Origin of the sequence: Polaromonas sp. CT11-55, assembly GCF_047303325.1 — a bacterium.
Taxonomy (GTDB): domain Bacteria; phylum Pseudomonadota; class Gammaproteobacteria; order Burkholderiales; family Burkholderiaceae_C; genus Polaromonas.
The window spans coordinates 351238-371830 of sequence record NZ_JBKBEX010000001.1 but is presented as its reverse complement, the minus strand read 5'-3'; the positions used below and the strand labels follow the sequence as shown (position 1 = coordinate 371830).

At 65.2% G+C, this 20593-nt stretch carries 16 protein-coding genes; 15 read left to right on the top strand and 1 reads right to left on the bottom strand.

Annotated features, from left to right (window positions below):
• The first annotated feature begins 114 nt into the window (after window positions 1–114).
• Window positions 115–810 (top strand): DUF484 family protein, encoded by a 696-nt coding sequence (locus ACEN8I_RS01800; RefSeq protein WP_007864754.1) that lies wholly within the window; start codon window positions 115–117, stop codon window positions 808–810.
• 11 nt (window positions 811–821) lie between these two features.
• Window positions 822–1898: a tyrosine recombinase XerC gene (locus ACEN8I_RS01795; protein WP_413325651.1), complete on the top strand. Its 1077-nt coding sequence runs from the start codon at window positions 822–824 to the stop codon at window positions 1896–1898.
• Window positions 1899–1907: 9 nt separating this feature from the next.
• Here ACEN8I_RS01795 and ACEN8I_RS01790 read toward each other — a convergent pair whose 3' ends face one another.
• Complete coding sequence (locus tag ACEN8I_RS01790) at window positions 1908–3743, bottom strand: 7TM diverse intracellular signaling domain-containing protein (protein ID WP_413325649.1); 1836 nt, start codon at window positions 3741–3743, stop codon at window positions 1908–1910.
• 122 nt (window positions 3744–3865) lie between these two features.
• Between ACEN8I_RS01790 and ACEN8I_RS01785 the strand changes: the two genes are divergently transcribed.
• The 13 genes from ACEN8I_RS01785 (at window position 3866) to ftsW (ending at window position 20556) form a co-directional block, all read left to right on the top strand.
• The gene (locus tag ACEN8I_RS01785; RefSeq protein ID WP_413325646.1) at window positions 3866–5056 is read left to right on the top strand and encodes a class I SAM-dependent rRNA methyltransferase; all 1191 of its coding nucleotides are present in this window, start codon (window positions 3866–3868) and stop codon (window positions 5054–5056) included.
• A 163-nt stretch (window positions 5057–5219) separates the two neighbouring features.
• The gene (locus tag ACEN8I_RS01780; protein WP_413325644.1) at window positions 5220–6281 is read left to right on the top strand and encodes a CobW family GTP-binding protein; all 1062 of its coding nucleotides are present in this window, start codon (window positions 5220–5222) and stop codon (window positions 6279–6281) included.
• Window positions 6282–6635: 354 nt separating this feature from the next.
• The gene (gene dksA / locus ACEN8I_RS01775; protein ID WP_413325641.1) at window positions 6636–7670 is read left to right on the top strand and encodes an RNA polymerase-binding protein DksA; all 1035 of its coding nucleotides are present in this window, start codon (window positions 6636–6638) and stop codon (window positions 7668–7670) included.
• 39 nt (window positions 7671–7709) lie between these two features.
• Complete coding sequence (locus ACEN8I_RS01770) at window positions 7710–9563, top strand: STAS domain-containing protein (protein ID WP_413325639.1); 1854 nt, start codon at window positions 7710–7712, stop codon at window positions 9561–9563.
• 427 nt (window positions 9564–9990) lie between these two features.
• Window positions 9991–10419 carry a division/cell wall cluster transcriptional repressor MraZ gene (gene mraZ / locus ACEN8I_RS01765; protein ID WP_074576178.1) on the top strand — a complete coding sequence of 143 codons (429 nt, stop codon included), beginning with the start codon at window positions 9991–9993 and terminating at the stop codon, window positions 10417–10419.
• A gap of 9 nt (window positions 10420–10428) precedes the next feature.
• Window positions 10429–11346 (top strand): 16S rRNA (cytosine(1402)-N(4))-methyltransferase RsmH, encoded by a 918-nt coding sequence (gene rsmH / locus ACEN8I_RS01760; RefSeq protein ID WP_413325637.1) that lies wholly within the window; start codon window positions 10429–10431, stop codon window positions 11344–11346.
• A 16-nt stretch (window positions 11347–11362) separates the two neighbouring features.
• Window positions 11363–11671 carry a cell division protein FtsL gene (ftsL, locus tag ACEN8I_RS01755; RefSeq protein WP_413325635.1) on the top strand — a complete coding sequence of 103 codons (309 nt, stop codon included), beginning with the start codon at window positions 11363–11365 and terminating at the stop codon, window positions 11669–11671.
• Window positions 11668–13401 carry a peptidoglycan D,D-transpeptidase FtsI family protein gene (locus tag ACEN8I_RS01750; protein WP_413325633.1) on the top strand — a complete coding sequence of 578 codons (1734 nt, stop codon included), beginning with the start codon at window positions 11668–11670 and terminating at the stop codon, window positions 13399–13401. The genes ftsL and ACEN8I_RS01750 overlap by 4 nt, the downstream gene beginning before the upstream one ends.
• On the top strand, window positions 13398–14891 hold the full coding sequence (locus ACEN8I_RS01745) for a UDP-N-acetylmuramoyl-L-alanyl-D-glutamate--2,6-diaminopimelate ligase (protein WP_413325631.1): 1494 nt from the start codon (window positions 13398–13400) through the stop codon (window positions 14889–14891). The genes ACEN8I_RS01750 and ACEN8I_RS01745 overlap by 4 nt, the downstream gene beginning before the upstream one ends.
• Window positions 14888–16288, top strand: a complete 1401-nt coding sequence (locus ACEN8I_RS01740; RefSeq protein ID WP_413325630.1) for a UDP-N-acetylmuramoyl-tripeptide--D-alanyl-D-alanine ligase — start codon at window positions 14888–14890, stop codon at window positions 16286–16288. The genes ACEN8I_RS01745 and ACEN8I_RS01740 overlap by 4 nt, the downstream gene beginning before the upstream one ends.
• Window positions 16278–17456: a phospho-N-acetylmuramoyl-pentapeptide-transferase gene (gene mraY / locus ACEN8I_RS01735; RefSeq protein WP_413325629.1), complete on the top strand. Its 1179-nt coding sequence runs from the start codon at window positions 16278–16280 to the stop codon at window positions 17454–17456. Before ACEN8I_RS01740 ends, mraY begins: the two co-directional genes overlap by 11 nt.
• Before the next feature lie 5 nt (window positions 17457–17461).
• Window positions 17462–19291: a UDP-N-acetylmuramoyl-L-alanine--D-glutamate ligase gene (gene murD / locus ACEN8I_RS01730; RefSeq protein ID WP_413325627.1), complete on the top strand. Its 1830-nt coding sequence runs from the start codon at window positions 17462–17464 to the stop codon at window positions 19289–19291.
• Entirely contained in the window at window positions 19288–20556 is a 1269-nt protein-coding gene (ftsW, locus tag ACEN8I_RS01725) for a putative lipid II flippase FtsW (protein ID WP_413325624.1), read from the top strand. The genes murD and ftsW overlap by 4 nt, the downstream gene beginning before the upstream one ends.
• Window positions 20557–20593: the final 37 nt, after the last annotated feature.

Genomic DNA, 20593 nt, shown 5'->3' with positions numbered 1-20593 from the left:
CGCGGAGCCGGCTTTGCCGGGCCGCAGGCGGGCGGCCCCCTCGGGAGGCAAGGAGTTACACGAAGTGAACGACTGTGGGGGCCTATTTACGGCTCATTTCCCTACAATGCGGACATGAATCCAACCGAACATCCCATCACCGAAGACGACATCGCCAATTTCCTGGCCAACACGCCCGACTTCTTCGAGCGCCACGCCGAGCTGCTGGCTTCGGTGCAGCTGTCCAGCGGCCACGGCAACCGGGCCGTCAGTCTGCAGGAGCGCCAGGCGCTCATGCTGCGCGAAAAGATCAAGGGCCTGGAAACACGCATGGTCGAGATGATTCGCCACGGCCAGGACAACGTCGGCATCGCCGACAAGATGCAGCGCTGGACGCGCAAGCTGCTGCAGGCCGCGCAGGCGCGTGACCTGCCGGGCGCGGTGGTTGAGGGCATCACCACCGAATTCCTGATCCCGCAGGCCGCGATCAAGGTCTGGGACGTGAACGGTATTTTTTCGGACGAAAGTTTCGCCACCGGCGTGAGCGAGGACGCCAAGGCCTTTGCCTCCTCGCTGGGCGCGCCCTATTGCGGCGTCAATTCGGGCTTTGAAGCCGCCGGCTGGCTACCCGAGCCCGCGGTGGCGCTGTCGATGGCGATGATCCCGCTGCGCGCCGCCCCGGGCGCTGACGCGTCCGGCCTGCTGGTGCTTGCCTCGCCCGACCCGGAACGCTTTCACAGCGGCATGGGCACCGACTTCCTCGAGCGCCTGGGCGAGCTCGCCAGCGCGGCGCTGACGCGCCTGCGGCCCCAGCCGGTGGCCGCCGAATAAATACTACGGCCATGGCGCAGGCGTCCTCTCCCGCGCCGGACATCGCGCCCGAAGCCGGCGGCCCGGTGCCGCCCTCGCATCCGCTGGTCGAGCGCTACCTTGAGCATGTGCGCGTGGAAAAGCGGCTGGCTTCACGCACCGTGGAGCTGTATGCGCTGGACCTGCAAAAACTCGAGGCCAACGCCGGCCAGGCCGGCGTGGCGCTGACCGAGGTGCAAAACATCCATATGCGGCGCTGGGTCGCGCAAATGCATGGCGCCGGGCGCAGCGGCCGCGGCATCGCGCTCATCCTCTCGGGCTGGCGCGGGTTTTACACCTGGCTGGGCCGCGAGGGCCTGATCAAGGGCAACCCGGTGCAGGATGTGCGCGCCCCCAAGGCCGCCAAGCCCCTGCCCAAGGCGCTGAGCGTAGACGAGGCCGTGCAGCTGGCGGCCTATAACGCCGACGCCGCCGAAGGCGATCCGATGCTGGCGCTGCGCGACCAGTGCATCACCGAGCTGCTGTACGGTTGCGGGCTGCGTATCGCCGAACTCGTGGGGCTGGACGTGCGGGCCAGTGCCCAGGCGCGCGGCTGGATAGACCTGGATGCGGCCGAGGCTCATGTGCTCGGCAAGGGTTCCAAGCGGCGCAGCGTGCCGGTGGGCAATGCGGCTTTGCAGGTGCTGCGGCAGTGGCTGGCGGCGCGTAACGGCTGGGCGCGTGAGGACCACGCCCTGTTCATCAACCAGCGCGGCACGCGCCTGACGCCGCAGCACATACGCGTGCGCCTGAAGCAGCGCTCGCTGAAGGCCGGGCTGGCCACGCCGGTGCATCCGCACATGCTGCGCCATTCCTTTGCCAGCCACGTTCTGCAGTCCAGCGGCGACCTGCGCGCGGTGCAGGAATTGCTGGGCCACGCCAACATCACGACCACACAGGTCTACACGCGGCTGGATTTCCAGCACCTGGCCAAGGTGTACGACGCGGCGCATCCGCGGGCGGTGTCCAAGGCCGGCACGGGCATGCCGGCGCCGGCGCTGCCCGTTGACACAGGTCAGGCCCCGAAAGCGGCCCAAAAAGCCGGGGGGCCGGCCAAAGGCAAAGCCTGAGCGGGCCGCTCAGGCCGGCTTGGGCCGGTCGCGCCGCACCGGCCGCAGGGGCTGCGGCTCCCCGAGCATGAACACCGCGCGCTTGCCCTCGGCGGGCGCGGCGGCCAGGCGTTCTTCGAGCTGAGTCAGCAGGCCTTGCGCATTGGTGCCCTGGTAGGGCACCAGCGCGTAGGCCACGTGCACCTGCGCCACGCAGTCCACATGCAGGCCTTTGTAGGGCATCAGGCAGCGCGCCACGATGCGCGGGCCCAGTGTGCCGGCGTCTTCGGCATTGAACGGGCCTTCCACCAGCATGCCGAAGCGCCGCTGCGACAGCCGCGCGGCGCTGTCGATTTCGCGCGCGGTGGACAGCAGGCGCTCGGCCACGCGCAGCGGCAGCTCCTCGGCCGCCTTGCGCCCGAAGTCGCGCTGGATTTGCTCGGTGTTGACCAGGTCGATGATCATCACCGCGCTCTGGTGGCGCAGCCGCTCGGAGCGCGCGATCATGCGGATCAGGCGTTCGGCGAACACATGGCCGTTGATCAGGCCGGTGGCCGGGTCCACCCGGTCCAGGCCCTGGATGCGGCGTATGTTTTCGCGGCGCTGCTGGCTGCGCAGCATCAGCACCAGCATGACGATGGGCAGGTGCAGCGCCACGCCCAGCTGCATGCCGTGCTGGGTCAAAAAGCCTATGGGTACCAGCTCGGCGTTGCGCGCCATGGTCCAGCCGGCGGCGACCAGCACGGGCACATAGGCCAGCATCAGCCAGGGCGCGAAGCGGTCGCCGCGCCGCCAGGCCCAGCCCATGACCAGCATGCCGCTGAATTGCAGGATCAGCATGATGGGGATGAACACGTCCATGCGGGAGGCGGCGGGCAGCAGCGCCAGCAGCACCGCCACCAGCGCGCCCAGCGCGGCCTGGCCGACCATCAGCCAGTGCAGGCGCGGCGAGCGTTCGGGCAGGGCCACGGCCGCGGAAATGAAGAGCAGCGTGGCAGAGACCGTCAGCATGGGCAGGACCGAAGTCGCGACGTCGCTCCAGCCGGGCCAGGCCGGCCACAGGTGCAGGCCGGCGATGCCGGTGACGGTGGCCTGGGTCAGCGCCAGCAAGGTCACGCACAAGGCATAAAAGCCGTAGGCGGTGTCGCGCAGCGACACGGCGCCCAGCGCCGAGATCAGCGCGGCCAGGCCGGCCAAGCCGAAGAAAATGCCCAGAATCAGCGAGACGCGCTGCTCGGAGTAGCTGAGCCGGCCTTCGCTGATGAACTGCAGCGGGGCGCTGAAGGCGTGGCCGTTTTCCAGGCGCAGCAGGTAATTGGAGGGGGTTTCGGCCGACAGCGCGATGGGCAGCAGCGGGTGGCGATGCGGCACCGGCCATTTGTTGACCGCCACGAGGTCGCCGGCACGCTGTTCGTTCCACTGGCCGGCACCGTCCAGTGTGTACAGCGACGCGCGGTCTATGGAGGGGTAGGGGACCTCGAGGTACCAGCGCTCGGTGTCGGGCGCGGGCGGCACGTTAAAGCGCACCCACATCGAGGAACCGCTGGTGACCGGGTAGATCGCGTCGGCGCGTGTCGGCTTCCAGGGGATGTCGGGCGTGGCGGCGACCTGCTCGGGCGTGAACTTGCCCGTGGTGTCTATCCAGTAGTCGCCCCAGTCCTGCAGGGCCACCGGCTGTATCTGGGCATCCAGGTCCAGCACCGTGCGCGAGCGGGCGTCCAGGCTGGTGAGCGCCAGCAGCGAACCCATCAGCATGCTCATCGCCAGGCTTAGCAACACGGTGCGTACAGCCGTGGGTTTGCGAACCACAAAGCCGGCAAATGGCTTGAGTTGCGTTAACTTGGCGAAAAAGTAATCAAAAATCATTAACTCATGATTGTCGCAAACTTTCAGGAAAATGGCAGCTCCGTGTTTAGGGAGCTGTTTCGGCAAGCGTTTTGCGGCGCGGGCCGGGCGGGGCTCTTGCAGCCTGCCGCGACAATAGCGCCATGAAAACAATTCGATTGCGTGATGGCAAGGAGCGCTCCCTGCTGCGGCGCCACCCCTGGATTTTTGACGGTGCCATCGCCAAGGGCGGCGGCGATGCCGGCGAAACGGTGCGGGTGGAAAGCCACGCCGGCCAGTTCCTGGGCTGGGCGGCCTTCAGCCCGGCCTCCAAGATCCGCGCGCGGGTCTGGAGTTTTGACGAGGCCCAGCGCATAGACGCGGCTTTTTTCGCGGCCCGCATCGCTCAGGCCATGAAGGCCAGGGAGCTGTTCGATATCCAGAGCGACGGCCGGCGCCTGGTCCACGGCGAATCCGACGGCCTGCCGGGCCTGGTGGTGGACCGCTACGGCGACACCCTGGTCGCCCAGTTTTCCAGCTGCGGCGCGGAAAAGTGGAAAAGCGTGATCGTCGACGCCTTGCTGGCGCAGACCGGGCTGACCCGCCTCTATGAGCGTTCCGACGCGAGTTCCCGCGCGCTGGAGGGCCTGCCGGAAGTCACGGGCTGGTTGAAGGGCTCGGGCGAGACCGGCATCACCATCAGCGAGCATGACTGGAAGCTCAGCCTGGACATCGCTGAGGGCCACAAAACCGGTTTTTACCTGGACCAGCGCGACAGCCGGCAGAAATTCGCCGCGTACGCGCGCCGGCTCCGGTTCGGCCAGGTGCTCAACTGCTATTGCTATACCGGCGGCTTCACCGTGGCCGCGCTGGCCGGCGGCGCCGGGCACGTCACCTCCATCGATTCGTCGGCCCCTGCGATTGAGCGGGCCCGGGCCAATGTGGCGCTCAACGGCTTTGATGCCAGCCGCACCACCATGCTTGACGCCGATGTGAACGCCTCGCTGCGCCAGTACCAGAAGGAGGGCCGGACCTTCGACGCCATCGTGCTGGACCCGCCCAAATTCGCGCCCACCGTGACGCACGCCGAACGCGCCGCCCGCGCCTACAAGGACATCAACCGCCTGGCGCTGTCCATCCTGTCGCCGGGCGGCGTGCTGTTCACCTATTCGTGCTCGGGCGGCATCAGCGCCGACCTGTTCCACAAAATCGTGGCCTCGGCCGGCACGGACGCCGGCGTGGACGCCTTTATTTCGGAGCGCATGGGCGGCGCGCCCGACCATCCCATGACGGTGGCCTTCCCGGAGGGCGAATACCTCAAGGGGCTGGTGCTGGTGAAGCGGGTCGGCGGCTGAGGCGGCGGGCCATAGGGGCTTGACACGGTCTGTAAAGTAACTGTTGGCCGAGGTGGTATTCGCCGTGCTCCTGTGAAGGGCTTGAAGCCACCGCTAAACTCCCCAGCTTGGGTTTTCGCGGCCCGCCCGCGTTCCCGCAACCTTCCGTTTTTAGGTAGACACCATGAGCTTGATCCCCGTCACCATCCTCACCGGCTTTCTGGGCTCCGGCAAGACCACGCTGCTCAAGCGCGTGCTGACCGAGGCACACGGCCAGAAGATCGCCGTCATCGAGAATGAATTCGGCGAGGAAAACATCGACAACGACATTCTGGTCAACGACACCACGGAAAACATCATCCAGATGAACAACGGCTGCATCTGCTGCTCGATCCGCGAAGACCTGCGGGAGACGCTGCAACTGCTGGCCGCCAAGAAGCGCAAGGGGCTGCTCGACTTCGACCGCGTGGTGATAGAAACCACCGGCCTGGCCGACCCCGGCCCGGTGGCGCAGACCTTTTTCATGGATGAGGAAGTCGCCGAGCAATACCTGCTGGATTCCATCCTGACCCTGGTGGACGCCAAGCACGCCGCCGGCCAGCTCAACGACCGCCAGGAGGCACGCCGCCAGGTCGGTTTCGCCGACCAGATATTCATCAGCAAATCGGACTTGGTCGCCAAGGAGGAAGTCGACGCGTTGATGCACCGGCTCAAGCACATGAACCCGCGCGCCCCGCAGACCGCCGTGCATTTCGGCGAAGTGGCGATCAAGGACGTGTTCGACCTGCGCGGCTTCAACCTCAACGCCAAGCTGGACATAGACCCCGATTTCCTCAAGGAGGACGAGCACGCCGGCCACGATCACGATCATGAACACGGCGAGCATTGTGACCACCCCTCCCATGCCCATGACGGGCATGAGGGCCACGGCCACCATCACCACCATGACGACGACGTCAAGAGTTTTGTCTTTCGCTCCGACAAGGCCTTCAGCCCGGCCAAGCTCGAGGACTTCCTGGGCGCGGTGGTCAATATCTACGGCCCGCGCATGCTGCGCTACAAGGGCGTGCTGAACATGGAAGGCACCGACCGCAAGGTGATTTTCCAGGGCGTGCACCAGCTCATGGGCAGCGACCTGGGCCCCGCCTGGGCCGACGGCGAGAAGAAAAACAGCAAGATGGTGTTCATCGGCATCGACCTGCCCAAAGATATTTTTGTGCAGGGCCTGGAGCAGTGCCTGGTTTGAGGTAGGCTGTCCGCCTGTAGCCTAATAAAAGGCGGAGGGCTTCATGTTTGTCTCGATTCTCCAACGATTTGTTTTTTGGGTGTCACAGGGCGCTGGCGAGCCGCTACAATCGCGCGCCGACCAAAATACCCGAAAAATCGAATCGGGAGGCCAGTCAGGTGCAAAACCGGTTAAAAAGCGGGTTGAGGGCCGCGTTTTAGCGGTTTTCGGGACTGGCAAACAACGGATAAGGCAGACATACCAGGAAATCTGGCTACAGCTAGGGTTGGACTGCCGCACAGCGGCAGTCTGGCCAGGAAGCCGCCCTAGAGGCCTCAGGGCCGTTCCAAGGCTGCTTTCCAGAGGAGACACATTGTGAAAGCCCCAGCGAAGAAGACCAAGACACCCGCCAAGGCTGCAGCCAAACCGGCCGCCAAGACAGCCGTGAAAGCCAAGCCAGCGCCCAAAGCAGCCGCCAAGGCCGTGAAAAAAATTGCCAAGCCGGCGCCCAAACCCGCCGCGAAAAAAGCCGTCAAGCCGGCACCCAAGACTGCACCCCAGAAAAAACCTGCCGCAGCCGTCAAGAAAACCGCTGCCAAGCCTGTGCCTTCCAAGGCCAAGGCCGTCGCCAAACCCGCAAAGCCAGTGCCCAAAACCATACCGAAACCCGCCGCAAAACCGGCTGCCAAACCCCCTGTGCTGAAAGCCGACGCAAAACCCGCGGCCAAGCCAGCCGTGGCGGCCGTCGCGCCGGCACCGGTTCCCGCTCCCGTGGTGATGTCCGGGCTCATGGCTCCGCCTCCCCTGAAACCCGGGCGGCGCAGCTCGGCCCGGGTTGCCACCCAATCACCCCCTCCCGCACCCATGGTGCCAACCCATGCGCCCGACGCAGCCAAAGCCAGTTACTCCACAATGACCGAACGCGTGATCGCGCCGCCACCCCAGGCGGCGGCCAAAAAAGACCCCAAGCTTGCCAACAACTGGAAGACCAAATCCGCCGAGCAGCTGACGGACGACGAAGTCAAGGCCATGCCCGACTCCGAGTACATGAACGAAAAGCAGCTGGCCTTCTTCCGCCACAAGCTGTCGGTGCTCAAGCAGGACATCCACAACAGCGCCGGCGAAACCACCGAACACCTGCGTGAAGACACCGTCGTGGTGCCCGATCCGGCAGACCGCGCCACCATCGAGGAAGAGCACGCCCTTGAACTGCGCACCCGCGACCGCGAGCGCAAGCTGCTCAAGAAAATCGAGCAATCGATTGCCCGCATCGATTCCGGCGACTACGGCTATTGCGACGAGACCGGCGAGCCCATCGGTGTGGGCCGGCTGATCGCCCGCCCCACGGCGAATCTGTCCCTGGAAGCCCAGCAGCGCCGGGAACTCAAGCAAAAGATGTTTGGCGATTGACGCCAGGCTACCGAAAGAAGTATTTTTAGTCCTCCGACCATGTCCAAAGAAGATACCGCTTCAGGCCTGTTGTCCAAGATGGTGAAGTTCGTCCGGAATCCGGCCACGAACTGGGCCGACCTGGACGCGGCGGCAACGGACCGGGACGAAGCCATGAGCAAGCAGTTGCTCAAGGAAATGATAGAGCGCAAGCGGCAGAACGACTTCGTGCGCAAACGCGAATTCGACATGCTGCGCAAGATGCGCAAGCGCGAGGCCATGGTGGGCGTGGGCCAGGATCCGACCGGGCGGCCTTCTTTCTTCCAGAGCAGCATGCCGTCCAAGCCGGACGACAGGGCCACCACGCTCAAGAAGATCGACGAGATCGAAGCGCAGATGTCCATGCAGTGGTGGAAAACCAAGAATGGCGCGATTCCCGACAGCACCCCTCCGCATGCCTCGCCCACGGGCGCCAGGAACCCCTCGGTGCAGGCGCCGCTGCTGGACAACGCCTTGCCGACCGCCTATCGCGCCACGGCCCCGGCGGGCCTGCAAACTCCGAGCTATAAAAAACCCGAACCGACGGAAGCCGCGCCGCTGGACGCTTCGCCCACCGCGCCCGATTCCTTGTCCATCGCCCTCGCGGAAGCGCGTGCCGGCGGCGCGCCGCCGGCCAGGCCGCCCGCCCCTGCTCCAGCCCCCGCTCCTGTTGGCTTGCCGGGTGGATTGGCGGGTATCAGCGCTCGCACCGACGACGGCAGCTCCGGTTTTTCGCATTCCAAATTCAGCGCCGTCGATGTGGATGAAGGGGTCGAGCATGACGCCGAGCTCGAAGAGGCGGCCATCCGCTTTGCCAACGGTGACGACGCCGGGGCCGAAGCCGGCCTGCTCGAAATCCTGGCCCCTAACGGTTCGCGCGCCGGCCATGCCGATACCTGGCTGACGCTGTTCGACCTGTACCGCGCCACGGCCCAGCAAGACAAATTCGAAACGGCCGCCATCCAGTTTGTCGAGCGTTTTGACCGGTCGGCACCGCAGTGGTTTTCCATGCCCGACATGGTGAAAAAACTCACCGAACCGGCAGGCGGCAAGGCCAGCAATGGACCTGCCGCCGATTGGGTATGCCCTTCCACATTGGGCATACAGACGGTGGCCACGCTCAAGGCCGCCATGGCCAAGGCGCCCATGCCATGGCGACTGGACTGGAAAAACCTCAAGACCATCGAGGCCGCCGCAGTGGAGCCGCTGTACAAGGTTTTCAGCAGCTGGGCGGCCCAGCCCGTCCAGTTGCGCTTCATGGGCGATGCGCAACTGCAGAAGGTGCTGCAGGACGCCACACCCTCGGGCAGCCGCGACACGGTCCAGACCTGGTGGCTTTTGCGCATGGAGGCACTGCGTGTCACGCACCGGCCCGACGACTTCGAACTCGCGGCGCTCGACTTCTGCGTCACCTATGAAGTCTCCCCGCCGGCCTGGGACAGCGCGCGCTGCGAATACAAGCCCATAGACGCCCAGGGCGGCGTTTTGAGCGGCCAGGCCATCATCGGTGACGTCTATCGCGACTCGGTGTCTTCCAGCCTCAGCGCTATCGAAGGCGACACCCAGATGGATGCGCCGAGTTCGCAGATGAGCAACCTGCTGTCGGTGGAGCTGTCCGGCCAGGTGCAGGGCGACGCGATCGCGGTGCTCGACAAGCTCGAGGCCAAGCTGATGGGCGCGGACATGATGCTGATCTCCTGTTCCAAGCTGATCCGGGTGGATTTTTCCGCGGCGGGGACGCTGCTGAACTGGGTGTCGGCCCGCGAAGCCGAGAACCGCGCCGTGCAGTTTTCCGACGTCAACCGTCTCGTAGCCGCTTTCTTCAATGTGATCGGCATCACCGAGCACGCCAGGGTTATGGTCCGCGTCGACTGACGCAGTTCACCCTGTCCGAGGCCTCTGCGCAGGGGCTGTTCAACCGGCTTTGACAGCCTCAGCCACCGACAGGGGGCGTGCCGTTGCCCGGGCCCCCCTTACCCCTTCATGACCGCCTTGCGCCGTGTTTGTTCGCGCTTGCTTATGGTCGTCATGCCTGATACGGCCGCGAAAAGGGAAATAGTCCAGGTTTGTGCACGATTGCTTCCGCCTGGAGACTCTTGCCTTAAAGCAATACTTTCATTGCATCAGCTAAGTACTTAATTTAGAACGATTTTTGATTTTCGCTTCTCATCCAGAGAAGCTTCTAAGTCCTTGATTTCATTGAAAAAATTTGTTTCAAATCCCTTGTTTGCAAATGGTTTCCTGCTAAAGTGGGAAGAAGTGCAATTTAGTGGTGAAAAGTGTTTTCCAAAGGTTTTTAACAGTGTTTCAAGGCGCCTCATCGTTAGCTCTCGATACCAAGGGTCGGCTCTCCGTGCCGACCCGGCATCGTGACGTGCTGAGCGCCACCGCTTCCGGCCAGCTCACCATTACCAAGCATCCGCACGGCTGCCTCATGATTTTCCCTCGCAACGAGTGGGAAAAATTTCGCGAGCGCATCGCCTCGCTGCCGATGCAGGCACAGTGGTGGAAGCGCATCTTTCTCGGCAACGCCATGGACGTGGACATGGACGCCACCGGCCGCGTGCTGGTGTCGCCCGAACTGCGCGCGGCAGCGGGCATCAGCAAGGACACGGTGCTGCTGGGCATGGGCAGCTATTTCGAGCTCTGGGATGCCGCCACCTACGCGGCCCAGGAAGCCGAGCAGATGAAGGGCGAGATGCCCGATGTCTTCAGAGACTTTTCGTTCTGAAAGAAGACGGTGAACGGCACATGGATACACCGTACCGTCCTGTTGAACGAAGCCATAGCGGCGCTTCTTGTCAACCCGGACGGCCATTACGTCGACGCGACCTTCGGGCGCGGCGGCCACTCACGGCTGTTGCTGTCAAAACTCTCGCCCCAAGGGCGGCTCACCGCCTTCGACAAGGACCTCGACGCCATCGCCGAGGCGCAGACCATCACCGACCCGCGCTTTTCCATCCGCCACGAGGGTTTTATGCAACTGGGCCAACTGCCCGCTGCCAGCGCGGCCGGTGTGCTGATGGACTTGGGCGTGAGCTCGCCGCAGATCGACAACCCGGTGCGCGGCTTTTCTTTTCGGCAAGAGGGACCGCTCGACATGCGCATGGACACCACGCGTGGCCAGAGCGTGGCCGAGTGGCTGGTGGATGCATCCATAGAAACCATGGCGGAGGTGATTCGTGAATATGGCGAAGAACGGTTTGCTCAACAGATTGCAAAGGCGATTGATCGTCGCCGACAGGAACGGGGCCCTCTTCGAACCACCGCTGAGCTGGCCGAAGTCGTGGCTGGCGCGGTCAAAACCCGCGAGCCGGGCAAGGACCCTGCAACGCGCACATTTCAGGCTCTTCGGATTTTCATCAACGCCGAGCTTGAAGAGCTGCAACAGGCGCTAGCCGCGTCGCTGAAAGTTCTCCGACCGGGAGGCCGTCTGGTGGTGATCAGTTTTCATTCGCTCGAAGACCGCATCGTCAAACAGTTCATCGCCACGCATTCGCGCGAGGTGTTCGACCGCCGCGCGCCTTTCGCCGAACCCAAGGCCATGCAGCTCAAGGCGCTTGGCCGCACCAAGCCCAGCGATGAAGAGGTGGAAGGCAACCCGCGCTCACGCAGCGCCGTGATGCGCGTCGCCGAACGCACCGAGGTGGCCGCATGAAAGCCGGAGCACAGTCATGGCCAGGCTAAACCTCGTGCTGCTATTGGCCGTGCTGGCCAGCGCGCTTTACCTCGTGCGCACCCAGTACGAGTCGCGCCGCCTGTATGTCGAGCTTGAGAAAGCAACGGCTGAGGCGCGGAAAATCGAAATGGATAACGAGCGCCTGCAGGTGGAAAAGCGCGCCCAGGCCACGCCCCTGAAGGTGGAGAAGCTGGCCAAGGAGCGCCTGCAGATGCGCACGGTGACGCCGGCCATCACCCAGTACGTGACCTACAAGGACGCCCCGGCCACTGCGGCCTCGGCACCGGAAGGCGCCAAGCCATGAGCCGCAGCGTGCTTTATTCATCCAGCCCCCTGCTGGCCAGCAAGACACCGGTCTGGCGCAGCAAGTTCATCGTGGCCGGCATCGCGCTGGCCTTTGCCGGGCTGGCTGGCCGGGCGGCCTACATCCAGATTTTCGGCAATGAGTTCTTCCAGAAGCAGGGCGAGGTGCGCTTTGCCCGCACGCTGGAGCTGCCCGCCAACCGCGGACGCATCCTGGACCGCAACGGCCTGATCCTCGCGTCCAGCGTGCCGGCCTCCAGCATCTGGGCCATACCCGAAGATATCCAGGCCAGCAAGGCGCAGCTTGCTGAGCTCGCCACGCTGCTGGAAATGCCGCTGGCCGACCTCAACAAGAAGCTGGGCGATGAGGACAAGACCTTTGTCTGGCTCAAGCGCCAGGTCGACGAACCGGTGGCGCAAAAAATCCATGCGATCGGCATCAAGGGCATTTACCAGCGCAAGGAATACAAGCGCCAGTATCCCGAAGGTGAAACCACGGCCCACGTGGTGGGCTTCACCAACGTCGAGGACCGCGGCCAGGAAGGCATCGAGTTGGCCTTCAACAAGGACCTGGCGGGCAAGGCCGGTTCGCGCCGCGTGATCAAGGACCGCCTGGGCCGTGTCGTCGAGGACGTCGGCGAGCAGATGCCGCCCGTTGAAGGCAAGGACATCCAGCTGAGCATAGACAGCAAGGTGCAGTTCTTTGCCTACCAGAAGCTGCGCGACGCGGTCATCGCGCGCAAGGCCAAGGCCGGCAGCGTCGTTGTGCTGGACTCCACCACCGGCGAAGTGCTGGCGCTGGTGAACTATCCGAGCTACGTGCCCGACAAACGGAAAAACCTGACCGGCGAGCAACTGCGCAACCGGGCCCTCACCGACACCTTCGAACCCGGCTCCACGATGAAGCCGATCACGGTGGCCATGGCGCTGGAGGCCGGTCGCATCAAGCCGCAAACCATCATCGAAACCGGTCCCGGCCGCTACAACCTGGGTGGCTTCACCATCAGCGACACCCACAACTACGGCACGCTGACGGTGGAAGGCGTCATCCAGAAATCCAGCAACGTCGGGGCACTGAAGATTGCCCAGAAGATGAGCCCGCAGGAAATGTGGGAAACCTATATGGCGCTGGGCTATGGGCAAAAACCGCAGATCCAGTTTCCCGGCGCGGTCACGGGGCGTGTGCGACCCTGGAAGACCTGGCGTCCTGTCGAGCAGGCGACCATGGCCTACGGCTACGGTCTGTCGGCCTCGCTGTTCCAGATGGCGCACTCCTACACCGCGTTCGCGCACGACGGCCAGATCATTCCCGTCACCATGCTCAAGAGCAGCGAGCCCGCGGTGGGCGTGCAGGTTTTTTCCGCGGCGAACGCGCACGCCGTTCGCCGCATGCTGCAGATGGCCGCAGCCCCCGGCGGCACCGGTCCGCTGGCGCAAACCGTGGGCTATTCGGTGGGCGGCAAGTCGGGAACGGCGCACAAGCAGGTCGGCAAAGGTTATGCCACCAACAAATACCGCGCCTGGTTCACCGGCATGGCGCCCATAGAGGCCCCGCGCATCATCGTCGGCGTGATGATCGACGAGCCCAGCGACGGCAACTACTTCGGCGGCGTGGCCGCCGCGCCCGTTTTCAGCGAGGTCGTGCAGCAGACCTTGCGCATGATGGGCGTGCAGCCCGACATGAGCGTCAAGCCGCAAATCACCACCCAGGCCGTGGAGGAGTCGTTTTGAGCACGCAGCTCCACACCCCCGAGCAGGCCGCCGACTGGCTGCGCGAACGCGTGAGCGGCAGCCTGCGCACGGACAGCCGCAAGCTCACCCGGGGCGACGGTTTCATCGCCTGGCCCGGCGCCGCCACCGATGGGCGCAAATTCGTGGGCGCCGCGCTGGACGCGGGCGCCAGTGCCTGCCTGGTCGAGCAGGAGGGCGCGGCGGTCTACGGCTTTCAGGACGCCAAGGTCGCGGAATATGCCGGCCTCAAGGCCGCCACCGGCCCCATCGCCGCGGCCTATTTCAACCAGCCTAGCCGGCAGCTGCGCATTTCCGCCGTTACCGGCACCAACGGCAAAACCTCCACCGCCTGGTGGCTGGCGCAGGCCCAGGGCCGCCTGGGGCGCAAATGCGGCCTCATCGGCACGCTGGGCACGGGCGAGCCCGGCGCCATGGTTTCCAATGGCCTCACCACGCCCGACCCGGTGCTGCTGCAGCAGGAATTGCGGCGTTTCGCCGACCAGGGTTTTGTCGCCTGCGCGCTGGAGGCTTCCTCCATAGGCGTGGTCGAGCACCGCCTGGATGCGACCGCCATCGAGGTCGCCATCTTCACCAATTTCACGCAGGACCACCTCGACTACCACGCCTCCATGGAAGCCTACTGGGAGGCCAAGGCCGCGTTGTTCTGCTGGCCCGGCTTGAAGGCTGCGGTCATCAACATCGACGATGCCAAGGGCGATGAACTCAAGGATTCCCTGGTCAGCAGCGGCCTGGATATCTGGACCGTCTCCTGCACGGGCCCAGCCCGCCTGCAGGCGCGCAAGATAACGCACGGCAGCGACGGCCTGAGCTTTGAAGTGGCCGAGGGCGCCGAAAGCCATAGGCTGGCCACGCGGCTGGTGGGTCAGTACAACGTGTCCAACCTGCTGGGCGTGCTGGGAGCCCTGCGTGCCATGGGGGTGCCGCTGGCCGATGCGGTGAAGGCCTGCACTGACCTGCTGCCCGTGCCCGGCCGCACCGAGACCCTGGCCGTGCCGGGCCGGCCGCTGGTGGTCATCGATTACGCCCATACACCCGATGCGCTCGAGAAAGTGCTGCTCGCGCTACGGCCCGCTGCGGCGCGCCGCGGCGGCCAGCTCTGGTGCGTGTTCGGCTGCGGCGGCGACCGCGATGCCACCAAGCGCCCCTTGATGGCGGCCGTGGCCGAAAAAAACGCCGACCAGGTGGTGGTCACCAGCGACAACCCGCGCAGCGAGAACCCGTTGGCCATCATTTGCCAGGTGCTGCTGGGCCTGAGCCACCGCGACGCCGTGCATGTGCAGGCCGACCGGGCGGCAGCCATTACGCACGCCTTGAGCCTGGCCGGTCCCGACGACGTGGTGCTGCTGGCGGGCAAGGGCCACGAAAGTTTTCAGGAGGTCGGTGGTGTCAAACTGCCTTTCTCCGACCGCGAACATGCGCAGGCGGCGCTCGATGCCCTGACCGCGGCGCCGCAAGGAGGCCGGCCATGATGCGCCTGCAGCAAGCCCTGGACTGGCTGCCCGGCGCCCGGCTGGTGGGCGATGGCGGCGTGCAGGCCTTGCGCGTCAACACCGACACGCGCAGCCTGCAGGCCGGCGACCTGTTTGTGGCGCTCAAGGGCGAGCGTTTCGACGCGCATGACTTCCTCGCCCAGGCCAAGGCGCAAGGCGCTGTCGCGGCGATTGCCCACCACGGCCTGGCAGAGGCTGGCTTGCCGGGGCTTGAAGTGGCCGACACGCGTCTGGCGCTGGGGAAACTGGCGGCCGGCTGGCGCTCGCAGTTCAACTTGCCGCTGATGGCCGTCACCGGCAGCAACGGCAAGACCACCGTCACGCAGATGATCGCCTCGATACTGCGCGCCTGGAAAGCCGACAAGGCCTTCGCCACCGAAGGCAATCTCAACAACGACATCGGCGTGCCGCTCACGTTGCTGCGCCTGTCGGCCGCGCACGAGGCCGGCGTGGTCGAGCTCGGCATGAACCACCCCGGTGAGATCGCCTACCTGGCCGAACTGAGCAAGCCCACCGTTGCGCTGGTCAACAACGCGCAGCGTGAACACCTGGAATTCATGGCCACGGTGGAGGCGGTGGCGCGCGAAAACGGCTCGGTGTTCCAGTCGCTGGATGCGGCCGGCACGGCGGTCTTTCCGGCGGACGACGATTACACCCCGCTGTGGCGCGAACTCGTGGGCAAACGCAAGGTGCTGACCTTCGCGCTCTCGGGTCCGGCCGACGTCACCGGCAGCGCGCAATGGGAGAACGGCTGCTGGAAGGTGGCCGCCGCCACGCCGGCCGGTGCAGCGGAATTTTCCCTGCACATCGCCGGCCGGCACAACGTCAAGAACGCGCTGGCCGCCACGGCCTGCGCGCTGGCCGCAGGTGTGCCGCTGGCCGCCATCCGCGCGGGCCTCTCGGTCTTTGTACCGGTCAAGGGCCGTTCACGCGCCATTGCCGTGGCCTTGCCTGGCCGGGTGCTCACGCTGGTCGACGACAGCTACAACGCCAATCCCGATTCCATGCACGCCGCGCTGGAGGTCCTGGCCGAACTGCCCGGCCCGCGCCTGATGGTGATGGGCGATATGGGCGAGGTCGGCGACCAGGGGCCGCAGTTCCACGACGAGGCCGGGCGCCACGCGCGCGCGCTGGGCATTGAAAAACTTTTCACCCTGGGCGAGCAGTCAAAACAGGCGGCGGCCGCTTTCGGCGATGCGCGGATTTTTCTTGGCATGGACGAACTCGCCGCCGCCGTGCTGGCAGCACTTCCGAACACCGGCAGCGTACTGGTCAAGGGCTCGCGCTTCATGAAGATGGAGCGTGTGGTCCAGGCCATCACGGCCCACGCAGATCAAACACATTATCAAAACAAGGGAGGGCCCCATGCTGCTTAGCCTGGCCCAGTGGCTCCAGTCGATTTCGCCCGAGTTCGGGTTCTTCCGGGTGTTCCAGTACCTGACTTTCCGCGCCGTCATGGCCGCGCTCACGGCGCTGCTGATCGGCTTGCTGGCCGGGCCTTTTGTGATCCGGCGGCTGATCTCGCTCAAGATCGGCCAGCCCATACGCCAGTACGCGATGCAGACGCATTTGAGTAAGAGCGGCACGCCCACCATGGGCGGTGTGCTGATCCTGCTGGCCATAGGCATCTCCACGCTGCTGTGGTTCGACCTGTCCAACCGTTTTGTCTGGATCGTTCTCATCGTCACCTTGGGCTTCGGCGCTATAGGCTGGGCGGACGACTGGCGCAAAGTCGTGCTCAAGGACCCGGAAGGCATGCGCTCGCGCGAGAAATACCTCTGGCAGTCCCTGATCGGACTGGTCGCGGCGCTGTACCTGGTATTCAGCATTTCCGAGAGCTCCAACCTGCGCGTGCTCGAGCTGTTCTTCAGCTGGGTGCAGTCGGGCTTTGACGTGAACCTGCCGCCCAAGGCCGGCCTGCTGGTGCCCTTCGTCAAGGAAATCAGCTACCCGCTGGGCGTTTTCGGCTTTGTGATCCTGACCTACCTGGTGATCGTGGGTTCCAGCAATGCCGTCAACCTGACCGACGGCCTGGACGGCCTGGCCATCATGCCTGTGGTCATGGTGGGCTCGGCGCTGGGCGTGTTCGCCTATGTCACCGGCAGCGCCGTCTATTCCAAATACCTGTTCTTCCCGCACATCCCCGGCTCGGGCGAACTGCTGATCTTCTGCTCGGCCATGGCGGGTGCCGGCCTGGCATTCCTGTGGTTCAACACGCACCCCGCCCAGGTCTTCATGGGCGACGTGGGCGCGCTGGCCCTGGGCGCCGCGCTGGGCACCATCGCCGTCATCGTGCGCCAGGAAATCGTGCTGGCCATCATGGGCGGCATCTTCGTCGTGGAGGCGCTCTCCGTGATGATGCAGGTGACCTGGTTCAAGTACACCAAGAAGCGCTACGGCGAAGGCCGGCGCATCCTCAAGATGGCGCCGCTGCACCATCACTTCGAGAAAAGCGGCTGGAAAGAAACCCAGGTGGTGGTTCGTTTCTGGATCATCACCATGCTGCTGTGCCTCATCGGCCTTTCCACCTTGAAGCTCAGGTAACAGGCATGCGGCATTTACAAGACCAAACCGTATTGATCCTGGGGCTGGGTGCGTCCGGCCTGGCCATGGCACGCTGGTGCGCACGCCATGGGGCGCATGTGACGGTCGCCGACACGCGCGAAGCGCCACCTCTGCTGGCCACGCTGCGTGAGGAACTGCCCGGCGTCGCGTTTATCGGCGGCGCTTTCACGCCGGAGCTTGTGCAGGGCACGGCCGTGCGCGCCGTTTACCGCTCCCCCGGCCTGACGCCCGCGACCATCGCCCCGGTGGCCGATGCCGCGCGCGCCATGGGCCTGCCAGTGGGCGGCGAGCTGGATTTGTTCGCGCGGGCTTTGGCGGATCTGCGTGAGCCGCCGGCCGCCGAAGTTGCCGAAGCGGCGGAGGCATCCGCCGAATCGCCTGCAGCCCCTGAGGTGCCAGCCGAGGCGCCCCCGCCTGATGCCGCCGATGTGCCCGCCATGCCCGAAGCGGCCGAAGCGTTTGATGAAAGCGCACCGCTTGTTGAGGCTGTCGAGGTAGCGGATGCGCATGAGGGCGAGGTCGCCCCGGTAGCCGAGGTTTCGGGCGACACGCATGAAGCCAGCGTGGCGCTTGGCGCGGACGCCGTGCCGGCCCCCGATGAAGCCGGCGAAGAATCGGCGCTGCCCGCCTTGCTGGCATTGGCTCAGGCCGAACCCGAGCCGGGTTACCGGCCGGCGGTGCTGGCCATCACCGGTACCAACGGCAAGACCACAGTGACCTCGCTGCTGGGCCAGTTGGTGCAGCGCGCCGGCAAGACCGTGGCCGTGGCGGGCAATATAGGCCCGACGCTGCTGGACACGCTGTCGGCTCACATGGATGCGCAAACCCTGCCGCAGGTCTGGGTGCTGGAGCTCTCCAGCTTCCAACTGGCCGACGTGCAGGGCTTCGAGCCCACGGCCGCCGTGGTGCTCAACATCACGCAGGACCACCTCGACTGGCATGGCGACATGGACGCCTACATCGCGGCCAAGGCCAAGGTGTTCGGCAACAGCACCTTCATGCTGCTCAACCGCGACGACGCGCGCGTGATGGCCATGCTGCCGCCGCCCGTCAAGGTGCGTCTGAAAGCGCCGCAGCTGCGCCCCCATGCCACTTTCGGCGCCGGCGAGCCGCAGCGCCCCGGCGACTACGGCATTGAAACCGTCAACGGCATGACCTGGCTGGTGCGCGCGGCCGAGGCCGACGAAACCATCAAGCGCCGCAAGGACGAAGAGGTGGAGCTGCACGTGCAGCGCCTGATGCCCATCGAGGCCCTGCGTATACGCGGGCGGCACAACGCCACCAACGCGCTGGCGGCGCTGGGCCTGGCGGTGGCCGCAGGCTGCACCCTGGCACCCATGCTGCACGGTCTGCGCGAATACCGCGGCGAGCCGCATCGCGTGGAATCGGTAGCCGTGGTCAAGGACGTCGAGTATTTCGACGACAGCAAGGGCACCAATGTGGGCGCCACCGTGGCGGCGCTCACGGGGCTGGGCCTGGAACGCAAGCTGGTGCTCATCCTGGGCGGCGAAGGCAAGGGGCAGGATTTCTCGCCGCTGGCCGACCCGGTGCAGCGCCATGTGCGTGCCGTGGTGCTGATAGGGCGCGACGCGCCCCTGATCAAGGAAGTCCTGCCGCGCAATATCCCGACGTTCGACGCGGCGTCGATGGAAGAGGCCGTCACCCTGGCGGCGCAGCAGGCCCAGACCGGCGACGCCGTGCTGATGTCGCCGGCCTGCGCCAGCTTCGACATGTTTGACAACTACGAGCACCGCGCGCGCGTCTTTTGCGATGCGGTGCAGGCACTGGCGCGCGACCAGGGGGAGGTGCTGTGACGGCTGCCGCGCGCCTTTCCGGCCGGTTTTCGGGCTGGTTCTCCGGCTTCGGCAAGGCCGCGGCCGACGTGCTGCCGGTGCGGCTGGGCGGGCAGAGCCTGTCGCGCACGCTGGCGGCGCCGCCCGTGCGCATGGCCGGCTTTGACCAGGCGCTGCTCTGGGTCACGGTGGCGCTGCTGATGTGGGGCCTGGTCATGGTGTATTCGGCCTCTGTGGCCATGCCTGACAACCCCAAGTTCGCGCGTTATGCCCACACCCATTTTGTGGTGCGCCACATGCTGTCGCTGGTCGTTGCCTTCATCGCCGCCGTGCTGGCTTTCCAGGTGCCGCTCGCGACCTGGGAGAAGCTCGCGCCCTGGCTGTTCGTGGTCTCCCTGCTGCTGCTGATCCTGGTGCTGGTGCCTTTCATCGGCAAGGGTGTCAACGGCGCCCGCCGCTGGATATCGCTGGGCATCATGAACTTCCAGCCCTCGGAACTCGCGAAGTTCGCGGTGCTGCTTTATGCGGCCGACTACATGGTACGCAAGATGGAAGTCAAGGAGCGCTTCTTCCGCGCCGTCATGCCCATGGCGATTGCCATCGCCATCGTCGGCCTGCTGCTGCTGGCCGAGCCCGACATGGGCGCCTTCATGGTGATCTCCGTCATCGCCATGGGCATCCTGTTCCTCGGCGGCGTCAATGCGCGCATGTTTTTTGTCATCGCGGCCGTGGTGGTGGTGGCCTTCAGCCTGATGGTGATGCTCAGCGAATGGCGGCGCGAGCGGATTTTTGCCTACCTCGATCCCTGGAGTGACAAATATTCCATGGGCAAGGGCTACCAGCTCTCCCACTCGCTGATCGCCTTCGGCCGCGGCGAGATCTTCGGCGTGGGCCTGGGCGGCAGCATTGAAAAGCTGCACTGGCTGCCCGAGGCGCACACCGACTTCCTGATGGCCGTGATCGGCGAGGAATTCGGCCTGCTGGGCGTGCTGACGGTGATAGGCCTTTTCATGTGGATGACGCGCCGCATCATGCACATAGGCCGCCAGTCGATCGCGCTGGACCGCCTGTTCGCCGGCCTGGTCGCACAGGGCGTGGGCATCTGGATGGGTTTCCAGACCTTCATCAACATCGGCGTGAACCTGGGCGCCTTGCCGACCAAGGGCTTGACGCTGCCCTTGATGAGTTACGGCGGCTCGGCCATTTTGATGAACCTGGTGGCGTTGGCGGTGGTGCTGAGGATTGATTTTGAAAACAGGCTATTGATGCGCGGAGGCCGCGCATGAATAGCCTGTTTCGTCAAAATTGGTTCAGCGCGAAGCG

Bases quoted from the DNA above. Each gene is read 5' to 3' on its own strand.
- ACEN8I_RS01800 (WP_007864754.1), top strand. From the start codon at position 115: ATGAATCCAACCGAACATCCCATCACCGAAGACGACATCGCCAATTTC.
- ACEN8I_RS01795 (WP_413325651.1), top strand. From the start codon at position 822: ATGGCGCAGGCGTCCTCTCCCGCGCCGGACATCGCGCCCGAAGCCGGC.
- ACEN8I_RS01790 (WP_413325649.1), bottom strand. From the start codon at position 3,743: ATGATTTTTGATTACTTTTTCGCCAAGTTAACGCAACTCAAGCCATTT.
- ACEN8I_RS01785 (WP_413325646.1), top strand. From the start codon at position 3,866: ATGAAAACAATTCGATTGCGTGATGGCAAGGAGCGCTCCCTGCTGCGG.
- ACEN8I_RS01780 (WP_413325644.1), top strand. From the start codon at position 5,220: ATGAGCTTGATCCCCGTCACCATCCTCACCGGCTTTCTGGGCTCCGGC.
- ACEN8I_RS01770 (WP_413325639.1), top strand. From the start codon at position 7,710: ATGTCCAAAGAAGATACCGCTTCAGGCCTGTTGTCCAAGATGGTGAAG.
- ftsL (WP_413325635.1), top strand. From the start codon at position 11,363: ATGGCCAGGCTAAACCTCGTGCTGCTATTGGCCGTGCTGGCCAGCGCG.
- ACEN8I_RS01750 (WP_413325633.1), top strand. From the start codon at position 11,668: ATGAGCCGCAGCGTGCTTTATTCATCCAGCCCCCTGCTGGCCAGCAAG.
- ACEN8I_RS01740 (WP_413325630.1), top strand. From the start codon at position 14,888: ATGATGCGCCTGCAGCAAGCCCTGGACTGGCTGCCCGGCGCCCGGCTG.
- mraY (WP_413325629.1), top strand. From the start codon at position 16,278: ATGCTGCTTAGCCTGGCCCAGTGGCTCCAGTCGATTTCGCCCGAGTTC.
- murD (WP_413325627.1), top strand. From the start codon at position 17,462: ATGCGGCATTTACAAGACCAAACCGTATTGATCCTGGGGCTGGGTGCG.